We start from the raw sequence: 17687 nt of genomic DNA, 5'->3' as shown, positions 1-17687 counted from the left end.
CAGAAAACAGCCGACTTTGTTCCCCTTTAAAGACTTTAATTCATAAATGACAAATCCCTTCTTGCGAAGGGATTTTGTTCTTTTACCGGGTCCATTTGTGGAGATGTTCTATTCGTCCGTTTCTCTTTAATATAGCCTGGAATCGGAGTGCGAGTAAAATTTTGCGACCATCAACCGTTCTTGTAAAAAGCAAATCAGATTTTCCTATTATTTTATCCCAGGATTTTTTAAAGAATTCAGCACTTTTTTTATTTTTCGCAAAGATCTCAGGTACGGGATAATAGACTTCTTTCTTCCAGAAGAAAAATTTCCGCTTCTGCCTGAGTAAATATCTGGGATTGTCTATTTGAGAAACTAATTCCTGTAAGGTCTGAATAAACTGGGAGTTTTCATACTGGCTGCCTCCTTCCAAATAGCAAAATGCACTTTTGGTTTTATCGGAGGAGCTTACAATTTTTAATTTTTCAGTGGATGTACGAATGATTTTTTCATCAATTAAACAGGATAAAACAACTTCTGCTAATGAATCAATCTGCTTAGCAGAATCTTTACATCTGAGGTATTGTTTTACGGATCGGTAGAGTTTTCCACCGTACACCAAAAAGCCCGCGGCTCCAAACAGCGAGGCAAAGAGAGAAAAGTTTTTAATAGAACTGATGGACTGTATGTTTCTTAGCAGGCCTAATAAAACATCCTGCCAAAATAAAATGACAGAAGCTACGATCACTTTGGCAAAATTCCCTGTCATCTTCCCCAGATAATCTATTCTCATCCCATTCATTGCAGCCATATTCTCTACCGGAACTTTTATTTCCTCTACTAAGACATTTCCCTTATTCAAGGCGGTCTTCCATCTTTTAATAAGATAATTTCTATCTTTTGCCAGAATGAAAGAGGCTCGATTTATTTCCGGAACTCTATCATTATTCTCTATGATTTTGATATTCAATCTTTCGAAGTTATTCTCAATGGTAGGATTGTCTCTATTGGAAATCCCGACAAAAGTTTTGAATCTTCTTTTCATCATATTCAGATCCTGACCTCCATCCACATCCTGGGAATCAAAACATACGAGATGCCATATATTGCCTGTTTTATGAATATTATCTTTATCTGTTCTGATCACTCTTCCTCTCATCTGGTTGGAAAGAACAAAAGAACTTACAAAACTGGCAAGGATCAGCGCATTCATTTTTGGAGCATCCCAACCTTCCCCCAGCAAAGATTTCGTTCCAATCAATATCTGAATTCCCCCACTTTGGAAAATTTCGGTGATGATATGTACGATAGTATGTTTTATCTGTTCCGAAAGACTGATGATAAGGTAATCCTGATCATAAACGAGAGAAGTAAAGGATATTTCATGTATGTTTTGCCTGGCACAAAACTGATCAAAAACTTCTTTTGTACTGGCAGGAATAATAACCACACTTCCTGTAAGAACGCCAATTTTTTTATTTTGAGAGTTTTCTCTTCTTAGTTTTTCAAAAATGGGTACAGCTCCTATTTTATCAAGAGTAAGATTATTCTGTGTTTCATTGTCCAGGTATTCTTTTTTTATAAAATCGGTAAGTATCACCATTCTGAGCTCTTCTTTGAGAACTGAAAACTCAAAATCTGCAATTTCTTTTATTCCCTGAAGTTTACCAATGCTGGAATTCAGAATCTGATTTAGACTTTTACTGTTAAAAAAACTAACCGTTTTCTGTTCAAGAAAGCCTTGTCTTTTTAATCTATTACCAAGATCTGTACGATGCTCTTCATAATCTTTAAAGTTAACTTCATCTACCAGCAGATAAAAGTCAAGGAGTTCTTCCATCCAGAAGAAATCAAATTCAGGGATATATTTTTGCTCGTCTCCAATGATTTTGAAATGAATATCCGGAATCTCCTTTCCTCTGAAATTAAGATAAACTAATCCTGAGGTATATGAAGACATATTTTCATAGATCCAGTCTAAATGTTCCATGGGATTCAGGTAAGTCTGATGCTGCCCGATAGCACTTAGAAGTTGATTATCATTTTTTATTTCTTCAAAAAATTCAGATGCCTGACTATGGTAATATTCAATTTTTTTCTGTTCTTCCTGCGATGGCAAGGTAAAGTAAACTAAATCCTGATGAGGACAGAGATCTCCTTCCATCATCAGTTCAGGAACGGATATTTCAGCATCAATAGGACCGTTCAGCTGAATATATTTTTGCCATTCTGCTCCGGAAACATCAAAAGGTGGTGTTGCTGTAAGTGCTACAACGGTAGGATTGATTATATTTTTCAATTCCATTAAGCTTCTCCACCAGGCATTTTTCAAATGATGGGCCTCGTCGAGGATAAGAGTTCCTAACTTTTGTTTCTGTAATTTTTTTATAATTTCAGAAAACGGAATTTTAGAAGATTTCCCTTCTGTGCTTTCTTCTTCGTCTGCATGAGAAGCAGAATGAATACCCTGATAGGTTGTAACTGTAATGATTCCTGGTTTTCTAATATCGGAAGAAATCCAGTCCGGAACGACTTCTGTGTTTAGAAAAAGTTCGCAAAACCTTTGAATCCATTGATTTTTAATTGCCAATGTTGGGGTAACAATTAGAGTGGGTTTACCGAGTCTCAGCATCATTTCCAATCCCAGAACTGTTTTCCCGGAGCCTGGAGGGGCTGAAACATGCAGATGATTATCGACAAGATATTCATTAAGATTATCCAGAAATTTCTTCTGATAGGTCCGCCAGCTGTATTTGAAAGTAGTGTTTTCGGGAAAAACATTCATAAGCTCAATTTAATAAAAAACCTGATGATTAATAATAGAAGAGGTTATTTTATTTTTTCAGAGCCAAAATATATTTGTCTATATACAGTTGCTTTTCTTTGGTCTTATATTGCTGAATATATCGGGGGTGTTCCAGAACAGTCATGGTATCAAAAAGCTGGGCTTCTTTATTTAATTTTGAAATAAATTCTGCATTCTTTTTACCTAGAACAAAAACTTCCGAGGTATCCAGATTAAGGCTGATATGCTTCTTCAGAGATTGAATCATAAAGTCTTTGACCGCCTCAAAAAGTAATTTATCATCGTAGTAATTGGTATTGACCCATCCATTTTTTGTTTTTCTAACGATAGCCAGCGGAAATGGAGAATTGATATAAATATCCTTGTAAAAAAGATCGGCTCCGCCATAGTCTTCAATCATATCATACATAAAAACTGAAGAAACTTCGTGGGTGTAAGCAGATTTCATTTTTATTCCACAAATGCTTTCAAGCCGTTTCGTATCGGTGAATGGCACTCCTGTAACCCCTGCTCCATGGCGGCTGGGATTGATACCTATTATAAATCTTCTTTTGCAGGAATCATTATAATATTTATGATAAAACTTTTGCATCACTTCCATTGTTTCCGGATTATCCAGATAAGGGTTCAGAACTTCAAAGCCTTCAGGAAGTTCTCCGGTATAGCTAAGGTTTTCATTGAACTCAATGACGGTATCTGCAAAAGTTTTATTCATTGAAAAAATTATTTTAAAAAGACGAAGTTATCCGGCTGATCAAAAACCTCATCTTCGTCGTCATCATCTTCTGATAGTGCTAATTCAATATCAATAAATTGAATATAAAGACCACATATTTTTTCTTGTGCATCATAAGCAAAGTAAACTGGATAAGTACCATCACCAAAACCACTTGCAAACATAGGAATCTGATAATCAGTACCAGGAATCGTCCAATTGATCCAATCTCCTGCTTCTCTCTGATTGTTAGGGTTAGCTTTATAACTTTGTGCAAAAAGGGCGGCGAAATAATCGTCATACATATTATCGACATTTATTTCATCTACAAATTGATCTACAAAAGGCAACACTTCCTTATCTGTAATACAACCTAAACCGGCATCCACCCCGAAACCAAAATAATCGTCTTCGGCTACGTCGTCTAAGTCTTCAATTCCTACTAAGGCTTCTCTGTACACCACAGGTTTTTCCTTGGTAAATTCAACTTTTACAACAGCATATCGGTCTCCCCAATCTTCAGATTTTACCACCGCAATCGTTACAGGGAAATTTCCTTTCGGAGCCTGAATAAAGTAAGGTGATTGATTGGCATTGAGAGCAACCAGCGGATCTCTTACTACTATTTTACCGGAAGGAAGAGAAACCTCTCCGATTTCCATAGTCTCTAATTTCTTTCCCAGAATTTCATCAGAAGTAAAATAGGTTTCCAGGTCTGTAGGACAAACCATAATATTTTTCACTTCCTCCCATTGTTTCATCCAGCTTTCGTTCATTATTTTAAATTTTATGATTGAATTTTAAAGGTAGTGTTTCATTGAGGAATTATCAAATTCTTTTGTCAATTAAATTGGAAAAGAAGATGCAAATTACTGTTACAATCCTAACTTCTGATTTCCATTTGTTTTTTTTGTAAATTCGTGTTCAATGAAAAAGATTAATGCAGCCGCTAATTTCAGAATATCAATTCATTAAAAAAATTAATAAATGATTGGAATTATAGTTGAGCTTATCATTTCATGGCTCCTGCTTTGGTTTATTTCCAAAAAGAATCTCTCTGTTCTGGGTCTTAAACCTACCAAGATCAGAACAGCACAGTTAGGTATAGGATTTTTATTAGCTGCCTTAGTCTGTAGTCTTTATCATCTCATGACAACGGCTTTTATTGCCAACAACTGGATTTTTAATAAACAGTTTACTTTACCGGAAGCATTAAAAAGTTTGTGGTGGGTCCTTAAATCTGTACTATTTGAAGAACTTCTTTTCAGAGGAGCTTTACTTTATATCATCATTAACAAATGGGGAAACCATAAAGCCTGCATTCTTTCTGCAGTCTGTTTTGGAATTTATCACTGGTTTTCCTATAATGCATTTGGAAATCCATTTCAGATGGGAATTATTTTTGTGATGACAGGTATTTTTGGATGGATGCTGGCTTATGCTTTTGCCAAAACCCAATCCCTTTATCTCCCAATAGGTCTCCATATCGGCTGGAATCTCTTTACTATTATAATTTTCTCCAACGGACCTCTTGGGAAGCAGCTTCTATCTAAGCTTAATGAAAATCATCTTGAAGGTATCCTGTCTCTGTTTGTCTTTTTATTTCAAATATTTGCATTACCCTTTTTTGTTTACTGGTATTTCCGTTTCTTACAAAAGAAAAAAACAGCCATTCAGTAAAGAATACTGCTTTTATATTATTGGTCATCAAAATCATCCTCGGTTTTCAAACCTTTAATAAAGGTTTCGAAATCTTTGGCAAGAAAGGTTTTTTTATAATCATCTTCCTGATCTACATGTACCACTTCAGGCTCTCCCTCTTTTCCACATGTAGAATAGTCGAGTAAGATCATATCATGTCCTGCTGACGGGCAATCACAAATATAAACACCATCGTTTGGATATCCCCATTCTTCCATCATAAACTTGCTTCCAAGTTCTCCACAGACAGAATTTGTTTTACTTCTACCGATCCCCATAATTCCTGTGATCGCAATATGGCCGTCTGCCCAGGAAGTAGGTTCTGTTGTTGGAAAACAGTCTTTATCTACCAACCCTCCATTTTGAATTCTCATCAGTTCAATATAGGATGCGGGAAGTTTATAGCCCACTTCTTCTTCCACGGAAGCAATCATTTCATCATCGGGAAATTCTTCAATATAATCTCTTTGCGAATAGCTGCTTTCATTCCAGAAGTCTGTAAAGTCAAAGTTTTTGAAAAAGTTTAATTCCATAATATTTTGTTGATTAAAACAAGAACTATTCAGTCCTTACTTGTGCAAAGTTAATATTCTAAAGGTTTGTAGTTTCTAAAAGTACGATAAAAGTCTTCATCATTTCCTTTGAATGGTTTTTCTTCGAGAACTTTGAACTTACCTGTAGAGTCTTTTTCTTCTACTATTATTTTATCGGAAGTACCTACAACAGCTTTCTTTGTCAGGTTTGGGATTTCCTGAAGAGAAAAAAAATACGGAAGACAAAGTAGATTTTTAAAGATTTCATGATAAAAAATTATGAATTTCCAATACTTCACAAGGATGACTAAAAAGTCCCTTACAGTTAAACTGAAAGGGACTATAAATTTATATTTTATTTTGAATTAAATTAATCCAAACTGTTGGAAATGATGAGTGAAGTGCTTTCTGTGCATCAGTTCCCACATTTCTTTATTCAGTTTTCCGAATACATAGTTCATGTGTTCTGCCTGTGGATTTTCTTTGTAGTAGATCACAAATTTCTTCAGGTTATCCATGAAAGAGATTTTTGCGGCATCCAGATTTTTGTGTACAGCTTCCGGAAGTGATCCATCTTTTGGTAAAAACGGAGCGGTAAATTCTTTCGGCATCGTTCTGTGGTTATACAGAGAATCCTGCCATTTTTCAAGATGTTCTTCAGGAGTGAAACATTGATCTGCTTCAGGTTCCCCGACACTTACCAATAAAGCCTGCTCCAAATGCTCGATCATCTGTTGCGGAGACATTTTACCCCATTGTGCCGGAGTATTTTCTGTCAAACCGTTTAACATCTTTTGAACATTTTTCACATTAAGATCGATGAAGGGGGATTGTTTTGCCACTAATGTTAAAATTGTAGCCACACAAACTACCTCATCTCTCTGGTTGATCACCTCAACAAGCCATTTTACAACACCGGAAGGAATATTTCTTCCTTTTACCCCTCTGTTGATTTTTTCTTTGGCTGTTAAATAAACAGTGATGGTATCACCGGCGTAGACAGGTTTAAAGAAGCTACATTCTTCTAATCCGTAGTTCGCAATTACAGGTCCTTTTTTACCGGAAACGAATAATCCTGCTGCTGCTGAAAGGATAAAATATCCATGGGCAACAGTTTTATCGAAGATAGTTCCTGTCAAGCTTGTTGCATCGGTGTGTGCATAGAAGTGATCCCATGAAACATTGGAAAAGTTAACGATATCTGCATCAGTAACGGTTCTACCTGCTGTTTCTAAAGAGTCTCCCACCTCAACTTCTTCAAAATATTTCTGGAAAGGGTGTTTGTCTGAGAATTTTTTCTCTGCTCCCTGCTGATAAATTTTAGTAATCGCCTTCAGTACATCAGGAGATCCCTGAATAGCTGTTTTCTGTAAGAAGAAATGAAGACCGCTTAATCCTCCCATTTCTTCACCTCCTCCTGCTCTACCGGGGCCTCCATGCATTAATGTAGGAAGTGGTGAACCGTGACCAGTGCTTTCTTTGGCGTTATCTCTGTTCAGTACAAAGATCCTTCCGTGTTGGGAAGCCATTTTCCACGAAGTTTCAGCGATAAAGTTCTCGTCATGAGAGATGATAGATCCTACTAAACTTCCTTTTCCTCTTTTTGCCAATGCAGCTGCTTCTTCAGCATCTTTATAAGGCATCAGTGTAGATACCGGTCCAAAGGCTTCTACATCGTGAGAGATATTTTTTTCGAAAGGCCTGTCATTCAGGAATAGTTTAGGACTCATAAATGCTCCATTTTCATAGCTTGCATCCACCAGTTCATGTTTTCCGTCGTAAACAAGTTCTGTTTCTGTTTTTAAAATGTCTACTTTTCTTAAGACTTCTTCATACTGCTGTCTTCCCACCAAAGATCCCATTTTGGTTTCTCTGCTTAATGGGTTTCCGATTTTGGTTTGATCCAAAGCCTTAGATAAAGCATTCTGTACATCACCAATTAAGTGTTCGGGAACGATAATTCTTCTGATCGCAGTACACTTCTGCCCGGCTTTCGTGGTCATTTCGTTACGAACTTCTTTGATGAATAAGTCAAACTCAGGAGTTCCCGGTTTTGCTTCCAGGCCAAGGATAGAACAGTTCAATGAGTCTGCTTCCATGTTGAAACGAACTGCATTTCCGGCAATGGATGGAAGTGATTTTAATTTTCTTCCTGTGTGGGCAGAACCTGTAAATAATACAGAGTCTCCATCTTTAATATAATCTAAAATATTTCCAGGCTCTCCGCATACTAACTGAACGGCTCCTTCAGGTAATACTCCACTTTCTATCATATCCTGGAACACCGCGTTCGTAAGATAAGACCCGAAAGGAGAAGGCTTTACAATGGAAGGTACTCCCGCCAATAATGAGGTGGATAGTTTTTCCAACATTCCCCATACCGGAAAGTTGTAAGCATTGATCTGAACAGAAACCCCTTCACTTGGTGTCAGAATGTGCGTTCCCAGAAAAGTTCCGTTAGCAGAAATTTTCTGTGTATCTCCGTCTACCCAAAAAGGGGTATTAGGAAGCATTCTTTTTGCCAATCCGGAATAGGTGAAGAAAGTACCGAAACCTCCTTCGATATCCACCCATGAATCAACGTGTGTAGCTCCTGTTTTATATGATAAGTCGTAATATTTTTTCTTTCTTTCCAATAGGTAAAGCGCCACTTTTTTCAACATCTCACCACGGTCATAGAAAGTCATTGAAGAAAGATTTTTGTAGCCCACTGTTCTACCATAGTCAAGAGCGTGTTCAAAATTCAGCCCTTCTGTATCGGAAACAGCTACCTGTTCTCCTGTAACAGCGTTGTATAAAGGAACTCCGTTTCCGGTACCTTCTACCCATTCACCGTAGATATAGTTTTTTAATTTTTCCATAAAATATTTAATTTAGCAATGTATCAATCTAACTGTTTACCTATACTGAGATTCTTCGATTTCCTGAGAATGATAAGTGATCATTACATTTTTACATTGGTATATTGTTACAATCTATTAATTATTTTGGCTCCTGATAGGGAAACATTTTCACCAATCCTTCATACAAACTTCTATGAAGAATGGTTGCATGGTTATCTGTTTCCATCATTTTATATTCTAATGTCCAGTTTTTCTTTCCGGCTTTTTTTAAAACATCAAAAAATGCTTCTGCATCTTTTACCATTACCGGATGTTCTCCTTTTCCTACAGAGACATAAACAAACTTTTTAGTGTCCGGAGATTTTGAAAGTAATGCCCCGGCCTGTTTTAAAAGACTTTCATCATCCCACCATAAGCTTGGACTGATGATAAAATAATTATTAAACATTTCAGGTTTCTTCAAAAGAATTTCTGTTGCCAGAAGCCCTCCAAGAGATTGCCCGAACAAATATTTATCTGTAGTTTTAAACTGACCTTCTATATATGGCTTCAGTTCTTTTTCAAGAAAAGAAATGAATTTATCAGAATGTCCTGTCGTAGGATAGTCTTTCTGAAGATCTTTCAGATCCGTATGAAAAGTAAAATCTCTTTTTCTGTCTACATTAGCAACTCCCACCACAATGGTTTCCGGCATGGAATACATCTGATTAAAGAACTGTACTAATCCTGCAACATGAATGAAGTCTTCATTCATACTTCCATCCAAAAGATAGATTACCGGATATGATTTTGTTTTGTCAAATCCCTGTGGAAGATAAATGTTCAACGTTCTGTCTTCATTTAACATTTTGGACTTAATCGTCCTCACTTCTCCAATAGTCAACGGTTTCGTTATTGCAGTCTGCGCTGATACTGTACCTGTCACAGCAAGTAAAAAGCTACATACAATAGCTATTTTTTTTATCATATTTAATTTTGAATGGTCATTATTTTACATCATCCCAGATGCTGTAATCTACAACTTTCGTAGGGGTCTGCTGAATATATTCGGTAAACGGCTCACAAGGCAGAATAGCTTCTTTACCTTCTCTTGCAAGCTCCTGATACAACTTTGTCCCTTCTGTCTTCCAACGGATCATTTCATCAGAAACATCACGGATGATTTTTGCAGGGCTTCCCACAATTAATTTTCTGGGTTCGCATCTGAAATTGGCAGGGACAAAAGCCAATGCACCAACAATGCTTTCATCACCGATATAAGCTTTGTCCATAACCACAGAATTCATTCCGATCAAACAATTCTTTCCGATATGCCCGGAATGAATGATGGCTCCATGACCTATATGTGCAGATTCTTCCAATATGGTTTCTATATTTGGAAAAACATGAAGGGTACAGTTCTCCTGAACATTCGCGCCATCTTTAATGATAATTTTCCCCCAGTCTCCACGAATAACTGCATTGGGACCGATATACACTTCTTCACCGATTTCCACATTTCCTATGATTACTGCCTGTGGATGAATATAAGCAGAAGGTTTTATAATGGGACGGATTCCGTGGTATGAGTAGATATTCATATTAATTAGATCTTAGATATCAAACATCAGATTCCAGATATTTCTTTGATCCAATATCTGGCACCTGATTTTTTTATCTTTTTAAAATTTTATTATATTTTTTCAATAACCATTGCATATCCTTGTCCGACACCGATACAAAGGGTACACAATGCATATTTTTTATCTTGTTTCTGAAGTTCCATAGCTGCAGAACCTATAATTCTTGCCCCTGAAACCCCCAGTGGGTGACCAATTGCAATAGCTCCTCCATTCGGGTTTATTCTTGCATCGTCATCTTTTAAGCCTAAGCTTCTTGTCACAGCCAAAGCCTGTGCTGCAAATGCTTCATTCAACTCAATTACATCCATATCTTCAAGGGAAAGATTCAGTCTTTTCAGTAGTTTCTGAGTGGCCTCTACCGGTCCTATTCCCATGATTCTTGGTTCTACTCCTGCTACGGAAGATCCCAGGATCTTAGCTTTTGGTTTTAAACCATATTTTTTCACGGCTTCTTCGCTTGCTAAAATTAAAGCGGCAGCTCCGTCGTTCATTCCTGAGGCATTTCCAGCGGTTACAGTTCCTTCTTTTCTGAAAGCAGGACGAAGTTTTCCAAGTACCTCCAAAGAAGAAGTTGGTTTGATAAATTCATCTTTTTCAAATACGATAGGATCTCCTTTTCTCTGTGGGATTTCAACTTTCACAATTTCTTCTGCCAGTCTTCCGCTTTCCTGAGCTTTTGTAGCTTTCTGCTGAGACCAAAGTGCAAATTTATCCTGATCTTCTCTATTGATCTGATGCATATCTGCAAGGTTTTCGGCCGTTTCTCCCATTCCGTCTACGCCATACATTTCCTTCATCTTTGGGTTAACAAAACGCCATCCGAAAGTGGTATCATACATCTGACTGTCTCTTCCGAAAGCTGCGCTTGGTTTTGACATTACGTAAGGAGAACGCGTCATGTGTTCTACTCCACCGGCAATGTAAATTTCGCCCTCTCCTGCTGCAATGGAACGGAATGCATTTGCTACAGCAGACATTCCTGAAGCACAAAGTCTGTTGACCGTCTCCCCTCCAATTTTATAAGGAAGACCCGCCAGTAGAAGTCCCATTCTTGCTACGTTTCTGTTATCTTCACCTGCCTGGTTCGCACATCCGAAAATAACATCTTCAATTTCTTCAACAGGAACTTCAGGATTTCTTGCTACCACTTCTTTGATAACAATGGCTGCCAAATCATCGGCTCTTACTTCTGATAATCCTCCCTGTAGTTTTGAGATGGGAGTTCTGACATAGTCTATGATGTATACGTTATTCATAATGTAAATTTGACAATGAGATCATCTGAAAATTACCCATTGCCTTTTTTATTTATTTGTTTTTATTTCTTAATTCTAAAACCTGTTTTAAAGTATAGGGTTCATATTTGAAATCCGGCCCGAACATCTTTTTTACGTTTTCTTCAAAGGTGGAATCAAATCCTGCTTCTTTTCTTCTTTTATTGACATTTTGAAGATCTTTGACCGGCCATACAAAATTCACAAAGACTTCTTTTCCGTTTTTATCTTTTGTCATTTCCCCTCTTCCTTGTGTTCCATAGATCTGTTCTTGGTTTTCATTCATCAGATATCTGTCTTCCATCATGGCAACCCATGTGAAGGGAATTTCTTTCTTTTTTCCAGCTTCCTTAATGAGTGGCAGATATTTTCCAATTTTGGTTGAATGCTGGATCACATACCATGCAGCCTGATTGGTGGGTTCTCCAACAAGTGTTTTCCCCGGATAGCCATATTGAGAAATAATGCGTTCGATAGTCTTGATATTCAGACTATCATGTTCAGCAACCATTTCCCAGCCTCTCTTTTTAAATTCTTCCTGATCAATATTTAAATTTTTCAGTATCTCATTTCTTTTCTCCGGCGTTGTGTCGGAAGTATAGAGCTTTCTGTAGCCCTGATCCACCTCCATGATTTGGTCCAATTCTTTTTTCAGATCTGCATTCTGCTGCGCACTTATAAAGAGCATGGACATTCCAAAAAACAGTATAAATATTTTTCTCATTCCGGTTAATTGGCTTATGATTATTTAGTTATTTATAATTCTGTTACTTTCTTACCAATTTTATAGACCGTTCCTACAAATTTGGCAACAAGATCATTGTCTTGATTAGTAATTTTAATATCGTAGACTGCTGTTTTTCTGGTATCATTTACCAAAATACTTTCAGCTCTGAAAATATCTCCTTCTCTTCCGGCTTTGGTAAAATTGATAATGCAGTTCAATGCTACTGCTGCATCTCCGGTATTGTTGGAAGAAAATGCCAGCGCAGAATCTGCGAAAGCAAATGTTACACCGCCGTGAACCGTCTTCAGCCCGTTCAGCATTTCTCTCCTGACCGGCATTTCTATTAAACAATAATTTTCTTTTACTTCAATCATTTTAATATTCATCCACTGGGAAAAATAATCCTGATTGAACATATAATCTGCTACCTGTCTTGGATTCATTTCTATTATACGTTTGTTATTTCTTCATACAATTCATCTGATAATCTATCATAAACGCTCATGGTTTTTCCAAAGATTACCTGTTCGTATGAAAGTGCTGTTTCTGAATTTTCAGTGCTGTTTTCATAAGGAGCATCTAAATCAATACCGCTTTCACTGGCTAATCTCTTAATCAGCATTCGGTATTTTTCATTAAACTGTCCCAACAGTTCAAGCCTTTCCTGATCATCTTCAATGGAAGAAGCTTCCTGAGTTAAATATTGTTTCTCAATCAGAAGTCTTACTTCCAATTCGGCCCTGAATTCTTCTATATTCATTCTTTCTTTAATGTAAGAACTACCATTATATTGGCTTGCCAATGAGATATTATATTGACAAACTGATACAAATATTTTTTTTATAGTTTGCGAAGTAAAGGACTCTGTCTGTATCTTTCTTCCTGATATTCTTCGTAAAGATTCTGCAGGGTTTCGGAGATTTTTGCATACCCTATTTCTTTTCCCCAGCTTAATAATCCTTTCGGATAGTTTACGCCTTTCTGCATTGCCAGTTCAAGGTCTTCGTCGTTAGCGATGCCTAATCTTTTTGCTTCAACTGCTTCGTTGATCAGCATAGAAATGATTCTTAAAAATATTTGCTGATAAAGGGCATCATCTTTTATAGCAACAGGTTTTTCAGCCCCTTCAGAATAATTGTAGAAACCTTTTCCGGTTTTTCTACCGTGAAGTTTAGCTTCAGACATTCTTTGCTGAAGAAGAGAGGGTTTGTATTTCGGATCGTAGAAATAATCTTTGTAAACCGTTGTTGTCACAGCAAAGTTCACATCGACCCCAATAAGATCCATCAATTCGAAAGGTCCCATTTTGAAGTTTCCAAGAGTTTTCATTGCATCATCTACCTGCTCCGCTGTAGCCATGTTTTCTTCAAGAATTCTAAGTCCTTCCCCGTAATAGGGTCTTGCAATTCTGTTGACAATGAATCCCGGGATATCTTTTGCGATCACAGGAGTTTTCCCCCAGTCTTTCATGAGGATGTATATTTTTTCTGCTAATGTTTCTTCTGTTAATAAAGAAGGAATAACTTCCACTAAAGGCATCAGCGGAGCCGGATTGAAAAAGTGAATTCCGATGAAACGCTCCGGTTTTTTTAGTTCTGCACCAAGAGAGGTGATAGAAATGGATGAAGTATTGGAACTGATAATACAGCTTTCTGAAACATAGGTTTCAAGTTCTGTAAACACTTTGGTTTTGATATCTTTGTTTTCAATAATCGCTTCGATTACCAGCTCAGAATCTTTTAAATCCTTTAATTCTGTAGCAATGGAAATATTAGCTAAAATTTCAGTCATTTTCTCTGCCGAAATTTTTTGTTTATCAACCAATTTGGTTAATGTTTTTTCTAAACCTATGGTTGCCGTTTCTACTTGTTTTGCGTTGGCGTCATACACCCAAACTTTGCATCCGTTCGTTGCGGCTACTTGTGCAATGCCGATCCCCATCGTTCCGGCACCGATAATTCCAATATTTTTCATTTTTGTACAATGTAAAATGTACAATGTAAAAAAGTATTTTGACTGTACGTTGTACATTTTACTTTCTACATTGTACAGATTCTTTATTTTCCTTTATAATTAGGTTTTCTTTTCTGTAGAAAGGCATTCACTCCTTCCTTGAAGTCTTCTGTTTCTGCAGCTTCCTGTTGTAGGTCACCTTCCAACTCCAGCTGTTCTTTCAATGTATTGGTATAAGAATGTGCGAAAGCTTTTTTTGTCAGCTTAAGAGCTGCTGTCGGCATGTTTGCCATTCTTTCAAGAATCTCCATTGACTTCGGTACAAATTCTTCTTCAGTGAAAACTTCTGCAACAAGACCGTAAGATTTAGATTCTTCAGCAGAAAGCCTTTTTCCTGTAAAAGCCAGATAGTTGGCCAACTGCCTACCTAAAAGTTTCGGTAAAAAATAAGTCCCTCCTGTATCAGGAATCAGACCGATATTTGAAAATGCCTGAGCAAAGTATGCCTTCTCGTTTGCCAGTACAAAGTCACTGATTAGTGCAAGCATTGCGCCAGCTCCTACTGCAGGACCATTAACTAAGGCAATAACCGGTTTTCTGCAACGGGTAATCTCCGTCACTAGAGGATTGTAGTAATCTACTACAATTTTTCTGATGATATCACGATCGTGATGCTCTTTTCCTACCACAAAAGCTTCATCCAGATTCTGACCGGAACAAAAAGCTCTTCCTCTTCCGGAGATGGCAACACATCTTACGGTTTCGTCCTCACTGCATTCTTTAACAAAATCTTTCAGATCTGCTAAAGCCGGCTTCGTAAGGGCATTCATCGTTTCCGGCTGATTAAGATAGGCGATTTTGAGCTTACCGTCAAAATGCGTTTCAATATCGAGTTGTGTATACATAGTTTTTATTAATTTATTATTTAACAATGTACTAATTTAACAATATAAATTAATGTAACAGTCTAACAATTTAACAATCTGGCAATAGCATCGTTATGTTTTGCATAGCCCCTGATCTTTATTGGCCAACTGACCTATTGTTACGTGACCTCATCAATGACATTTAAAATAATCGAACGGTTCCAGACAGTCCAGGCACTGATACGAAGCCTTACACAAGGTAGACCCGAATCTGCTGATCTGTTTGGTGTGCTCAGAGCCACAGCGCGGACATTTTTTCGGTTTTCCGATGTGATGTTCGTCGGCCCCTTTTTCTGGTGGTGTAATTCCGTAAACACGGAGTTTTTCTCTCGCTTCATCAGTTATCCAATCTGTTGTCCAAATTGGGAACATCTTGGTTACTACTTTTGCATCCCATCCGTTTTCTTTCATAATCTTTATGATGTCTTCCTCAATAGTGAACATAGCAGGACAGGCAGAATAAGTTGGCGTAATCGTTACTTCACAAGAATTCTCGCTGGTAACTTTTGCCTCTCTTACAATACCCAGTTCCACAATGTTGATCACAGGAATTTCCGGATCGGGGACCATTTCTAATATCTCTAAAGGATTTTTCAACCTCTTATCATTTTTCTTCTAAATATTAATAAAACAGCAATTAAAAAAGATCTGCAATAATCAAAATCCTATTCTGTTTTATATCCTGACATAAATCCCAGTTGGTGATGTGTGAAATGCAATCTCCAGGATTATTGATTTCATACTTTAAACTGACTTGAGTATTGATGATCCCAAAGTAAAATATTGGAATTAAAATAATCAGCACAATCATCAGTATTTAAAAATATTTCTTCTTCAAACTGAAGCTTCTTACCACGTACAACCCGGATATGCTCTCTGCATGTACTGAAGCTCGCAAAGAATAAATCCAAAATATTCTGTATGATATCCAGTTCTGGATTTTGGCTGCATGAAAGGATTAGTTGGATATTCTAATCCAAATTCCTGAAAATCTTTTTGGGTAACAGCAAGAAAATCCTGATAAAGAGCATCTGCATCTGGAGCAATATTCAGAGCAACCAAATCATCTTCACCCTCTGTTTTTGCGAATAACCCTTTTGTATATTCCCAGATATTTTCGATAGCGTTTGCCAAACGTAATTTACTTTCTTCTGTTCCCTGAGTAAAAATTTTCATCCAGGATGCAGCATGAGTATGGTGATATCTCACTTCTTTTAAAGACTTCTGAGCAATTGCAGAAAGTTCTTCATTAACAGAGTTTGATAATGCTTCATACATCAGTTTCTGATATACAGACAATACATACACTTTAAGAATAGTCTGTGCATAATCTTCATTGGGAAGTTCTACCCAATGTGCATTGACATATTCGTGTTCATATCTCAAAAATGCGATATCATCTTCACTTTTACCGTTATCTGCGACTCTTGAAGCAAAAACGTAAAAGTTATTGGCCTGGCCCAGTTCATCCAAAGCAATGTTTGTCAAAGCAATATCTTCCTCTAGGTAAGGACCTTCACCGCACCATGCAGACAGACGCTGTCCCATAATGAAACTGTCGTCTGCTAGTTTTAATAAATAATTATATAATGGATTCATTGTTTAATAGATTTGAAGATCAATAGATGATAGACGGATAGATAACAAATGAGTAAACCTTAAAGTCTTTTATCTATTGGTCTATTATCTTAAAGTCTTATTCTTATTACATATTTTTCACATCATTAGGAATATCATAGAAAGTCGGGTGACGATATAGTTTATCATCAGCCGGATCAAAGAAAGCTTCTTTGTCAATTCCTTCCGAAGTCACAATATATTTACTTGGAACTACCCAAACAGAAGTTCCTTCTTTTCTTCTTGTATAAACGTCTCTTGCGTTCTGCAAAGCCATTTCTGCTGTTGGTGCCTGTACAATTCCAACGTGTTTGTGGGATAATCCCGGTTTAGTCTGAATAAACACTTCCCACATATCTAATTGACTCATTATTTTAATTTTTTAATCTAACTTAATATTGAAATTAGCTTCAATGTATTTTAAAACTTTCATGAAACTTTCATATTCATCAATTCCTGGAGTATCTTTTAAATAGCTTTCAGGATTAGAATAATGAAATTCATTCTCTTTATTATTTGACTTGTATTTTACTAAAAAATCTATCCCGTCTGTAATTATATATTCCCTTGTAGATAATACATATTCTTTTTCATCATTGTCATATACAGCCTTTGAACGGGACATTTTATATTTGAAAAGGTCTTCTTTAGGAAGATAGCCGATATTCATTGCTTCAAAAGTAATAAAAGCTTTCTCCAGATTATCTTTGGATTTTAATTGGATTACTCTAGGCGGAATAGTTATAAATTCATCCTTACCTGTATAAGATGGTAAAAACCATTGTATCAGTTCAGCACTCCAATTTTCATCTTTTCTCAGATAAATTCTAAAAATTTTTCCTCCATTTGCAATCCCGGGTCCTTGATAAATTCTTATCTCTTTCTCATTTTCTATATTGAAAGGAATACCAGCAAGCTTATCTGCGTCCTGTCCTTTCATCATCGAAACAAAAACAAAAAATAAAATTTGAAGTAAAATTCTCACTAATTT

The 17687-nt window shown here is 36.7% G+C and carries 19 protein-coding genes; 1 reads left to right on the top strand and 18 read right to left on the bottom strand.

Translation table 11 applies throughout. The annotated features are described in order from the left end of the window. Positions 1 to 82: 82 nt before the first annotated feature. The 3 genes from AC27VX_RS21100 to AC27VX_RS21090 are packed head-to-tail and all read right to left on the bottom strand — an operon-like array spanning position 83 to position 4276. Entirely contained in the window at positions 83 to 2764 is a 2682-nt protein-coding gene (locus AC27VX_RS21100) for a DEAD/DEAH box helicase family protein (RefSeq protein ID WP_488697779.1), read from the bottom strand. A 49-nt stretch (positions 2765 to 2813) separates the two neighbouring features. Beyond that, on the bottom strand, positions 2814 to 3500 hold the full coding sequence (locus tag AC27VX_RS21095) for an SMUG2 DNA glycosylase family protein (RefSeq protein ID WP_488697777.1): 687 nt from the start codon (positions 3498 to 3500) through the stop codon (positions 2814 to 2816). An 8-nt stretch (positions 3501 to 3508) separates the two neighbouring features. Then, entirely contained in the window at positions 3509 to 4276 is a 768-nt protein-coding gene (locus AC27VX_RS21090) for a DUF4241 domain-containing protein (RefSeq protein ID WP_488697775.1), read from the bottom strand. Between the two features lie 211 nt (positions 4277 to 4487). Here AC27VX_RS21090 and AC27VX_RS21085 point away from each other — a divergent pair, with 211 nt between their 5' ends. Continuing rightward, on the top strand, positions 4488 to 5180 hold the full coding sequence (locus AC27VX_RS21085; RefSeq protein ID WP_236857272.1) for a CPBP family intramembrane glutamic endopeptidase: 693 nt from the start codon (positions 4488 to 4490) through the stop codon (positions 5178 to 5180). A gap of 17 nt (positions 5181 to 5197) precedes the next feature. On the opposite strand, the gene AC27VX_RS21080 is transcribed toward AC27VX_RS21085, so the two are convergent. From AC27VX_RS21080 to AC27VX_RS21010, 15 genes are all read right to left on the bottom strand, one after another. Further along, positions 5198 to 5734, bottom strand: a complete 537-nt coding sequence (locus tag AC27VX_RS21080) for an SMI1/KNR4 family protein (protein ID WP_488697773.1) — start codon at positions 5732 to 5734, stop codon at positions 5198 to 5200. A gap of 50 nt (positions 5735 to 5784) precedes the next feature. Further along, positions 5785 to 6033 carry a hypothetical protein gene (locus AC27VX_RS21075; protein ID WP_488697771.1) on the bottom strand — a complete coding sequence of 83 codons (249 nt, stop codon included), beginning with the start codon at positions 6031 to 6033 and terminating at the stop codon, positions 5785 to 5787. A gap of 66 nt (positions 6034 to 6099) precedes the next feature. Next, positions 6100 to 8595, bottom strand: a complete 2496-nt coding sequence (gene paaZ / locus AC27VX_RS21070) for a phenylacetic acid degradation bifunctional protein PaaZ (protein WP_488697769.1) — start codon at positions 8593 to 8595, stop codon at positions 6100 to 6102. A gap of 121 nt (positions 8596 to 8716) precedes the next feature. After that, on the bottom strand, positions 8717 to 9544 hold the full coding sequence (locus AC27VX_RS21065) for an alpha/beta hydrolase (protein ID WP_236857268.1): 828 nt from the start codon (positions 9542 to 9544) through the stop codon (positions 8717 to 8719). Between the two features lie 19 nt (positions 9545 to 9563). After that, a complete protein-coding gene (locus tag AC27VX_RS21060) occupies positions 9564 to 10157 on the bottom strand; it encodes an acyltransferase (RefSeq protein WP_236857267.1) in 594 nt (197 codons plus the stop codon). A gap of 92 nt (positions 10158 to 10249) precedes the next feature. Further along, entirely contained in the window at positions 10250 to 11455 is a 1206-nt protein-coding gene (gene pcaF, locus AC27VX_RS21055; protein WP_488697766.1) for a 3-oxoadipyl-CoA thiolase, read from the bottom strand. A 52-nt stretch (positions 11456 to 11507) separates the two neighbouring features. Continuing rightward, positions 11508 to 12197: a DUF6624 domain-containing protein gene (locus tag AC27VX_RS21050; RefSeq protein ID WP_236857264.1), complete on the bottom strand. Its 690-nt coding sequence runs from the start codon at positions 12195 to 12197 to the stop codon at positions 11508 to 11510. A 32-nt stretch (positions 12198 to 12229) separates the two neighbouring features. Next, complete coding sequence (locus AC27VX_RS21045; RefSeq protein WP_300685229.1) at positions 12230 to 12643, bottom strand: PaaI family thioesterase; 414 nt, start codon at positions 12641 to 12643, stop codon at positions 12230 to 12232. Positions 12644 to 12648: 5 nt separating this feature from the next. Next, entirely contained in the window at positions 12649 to 12960 is a 312-nt protein-coding gene (locus AC27VX_RS21040; RefSeq protein ID WP_236857261.1) for a hypothetical protein, read from the bottom strand. Between the two features lie 80 nt (positions 12961 to 13040). Beyond that, positions 13041 to 14174 carry a 3-hydroxyacyl-CoA dehydrogenase NAD-binding domain-containing protein gene (locus tag AC27VX_RS21035; protein WP_236857260.1) on the bottom strand — a complete coding sequence of 378 codons (1134 nt, stop codon included), beginning with the start codon at positions 14172 to 14174 and terminating at the stop codon, positions 13041 to 13043. Positions 14175 to 14257: 83 nt separating this feature from the next. Further along, positions 14258 to 15058 carry an enoyl-CoA hydratase/isomerase family protein gene (locus tag AC27VX_RS21030; RefSeq protein WP_236857258.1) on the bottom strand — a complete coding sequence of 267 codons (801 nt, stop codon included), beginning with the start codon at positions 15056 to 15058 and terminating at the stop codon, positions 14258 to 14260. Between the two features lie 153 nt (positions 15059 to 15211). Next, positions 15212 to 15649, bottom strand: coding sequence for a 1,2-phenylacetyl-CoA epoxidase subunit PaaD (gene paaD, locus AC27VX_RS21025; protein WP_410681130.1), 438 nt, complete (start codon positions 15647 to 15649; stop codon positions 15212 to 15214). Positions 15650 to 15928: 279 nt separating this feature from the next. Beyond that, the gene (gene paaC / locus AC27VX_RS21020; RefSeq protein ID WP_236857256.1) at positions 15929 to 16678 is read right to left on the bottom strand and encodes a 1,2-phenylacetyl-CoA epoxidase subunit PaaC; all 750 of its coding nucleotides are present in this window, start codon (positions 16676 to 16678) and stop codon (positions 15929 to 15931) included. A 106-nt stretch (positions 16679 to 16784) separates the two neighbouring features. Next, a complete protein-coding gene (gene paaB, locus AC27VX_RS21015; protein WP_034703047.1) occupies positions 16785 to 17066 on the bottom strand; it encodes a 1,2-phenylacetyl-CoA epoxidase subunit PaaB in 282 nt (93 codons plus the stop codon). Between the two features lie 12 nt (positions 17067 to 17078). Further along, positions 17079 to 17681, bottom strand: coding sequence for a hypothetical protein (locus AC27VX_RS21010; RefSeq protein ID WP_236857255.1), 603 nt, complete (start codon positions 17679 to 17681; stop codon positions 17079 to 17081). Positions 17682 to 17687: the final 6 nt, after the last annotated feature.

Source organism: Chryseobacterium sp. 14P4.3.2 (assembly GCF_057799275.1).
Note: the sequence above shows the minus strand (reverse complement) of the source record. Positions and strands in the feature narration are given on the sequence as shown.

What these genes read in the sequence shown, in the direction of transcription:
- paaD (WP_410681130.1), bottom strand. Translation starts at nt 15,649, where the DNA reads ATGGTCCCCGATCCGGAAATTCCTGTGATCAACATTGTGGAACTGGGT.
- AC27VX_RS21040 (WP_236857261.1), bottom strand. Translation starts at nt 12,960, where the DNA reads ATGAATATAGAAGAATTCAGGGCCGAATTGGAAGTAAGACTTCTGATT.
- pcaF (WP_488697766.1), bottom strand. Translation starts at nt 11,455, where the DNA reads ATGAATAACGTATACATCATAGACTATGTCAGAACTCCCATCTCAAAA.
- AC27VX_RS21090 (WP_488697775.1), bottom strand. Translation starts at nt 4,276, where the DNA reads ATGAACGAAAGCTGGATGAAACAATGGGAGGAAGTGAAAAATATTATG.
- AC27VX_RS21045 (WP_300685229.1), bottom strand. Translation starts at nt 12,643, where the DNA reads ATGAATCCAAGACAGGTAGCAGATTATATGTTCAATCAGGATTATTTT.
- AC27VX_RS21060 (WP_236857267.1), bottom strand. Translation starts at nt 10,157, where the DNA reads ATGAATATCTACTCATACCACGGAATCCGTCCCATTATAAAACCTTCT.
- AC27VX_RS21100 (WP_488697779.1), bottom strand. Translation starts at nt 2,764, where the DNA reads ATGAATGTTTTTCCCGAAAACACTACTTTCAAATACAGCTGGCGGACC.
- AC27VX_RS21080 (WP_488697773.1), bottom strand. Translation starts at nt 5,734, where the DNA reads ATGGAATTAAACTTTTTCAAAAACTTTGACTTTACAGACTTCTGGAAT.
- AC27VX_RS21030 (WP_236857258.1), bottom strand. Translation starts at nt 15,058, where the DNA reads ATGTATACACAACTCGATATTGAAACGCATTTTGACGGTAAGCTCAAA.
- AC27VX_RS21085 (WP_236857272.1), top strand. Translation starts at nt 4,488, where the DNA reads ATGATTGGAATTATAGTTGAGCTTATCATTTCATGGCTCCTGCTTTGG.
- paaB (WP_034703047.1), bottom strand. Translation starts at nt 17,066, where the DNA reads ATGAGTCAATTAGATATGTGGGAAGTGTTTATTCAGACTAAACCGGGA.
- AC27VX_RS21050 (WP_236857264.1), bottom strand. Translation starts at nt 12,197, where the DNA reads ATGAGAAAAATATTTATACTGTTTTTTGGAATGTCCATGCTCTTTATA.
- AC27VX_RS21035 (WP_236857260.1), bottom strand. Translation starts at nt 14,174, where the DNA reads ATGAAAAATATTGGAATTATCGGTGCCGGAACGATGGGGATCGGCATT.
- AC27VX_RS21095 (WP_488697777.1), bottom strand. Translation starts at nt 3,500, where the DNA reads ATGAATAAAACTTTTGCAGATACCGTCATTGAGTTCAATGAAAACCTT.
- paaC (WP_236857256.1), bottom strand. Translation starts at nt 16,678, where the DNA reads ATGAATCCATTATATAATTATTTATTAAAACTAGCAGACGACAGTTTC.
- paaZ (WP_488697769.1), bottom strand. Translation starts at nt 8,595, where the DNA reads ATGGAAAAATTAAAAAACTATATCTACGGTGAATGGGTAGAAGGTACC.
- AC27VX_RS21065 (WP_236857268.1), bottom strand. Translation starts at nt 9,544, where the DNA reads ATGATAAAAAAAATAGCTATTGTATGTAGCTTTTTACTTGCTGTGACA.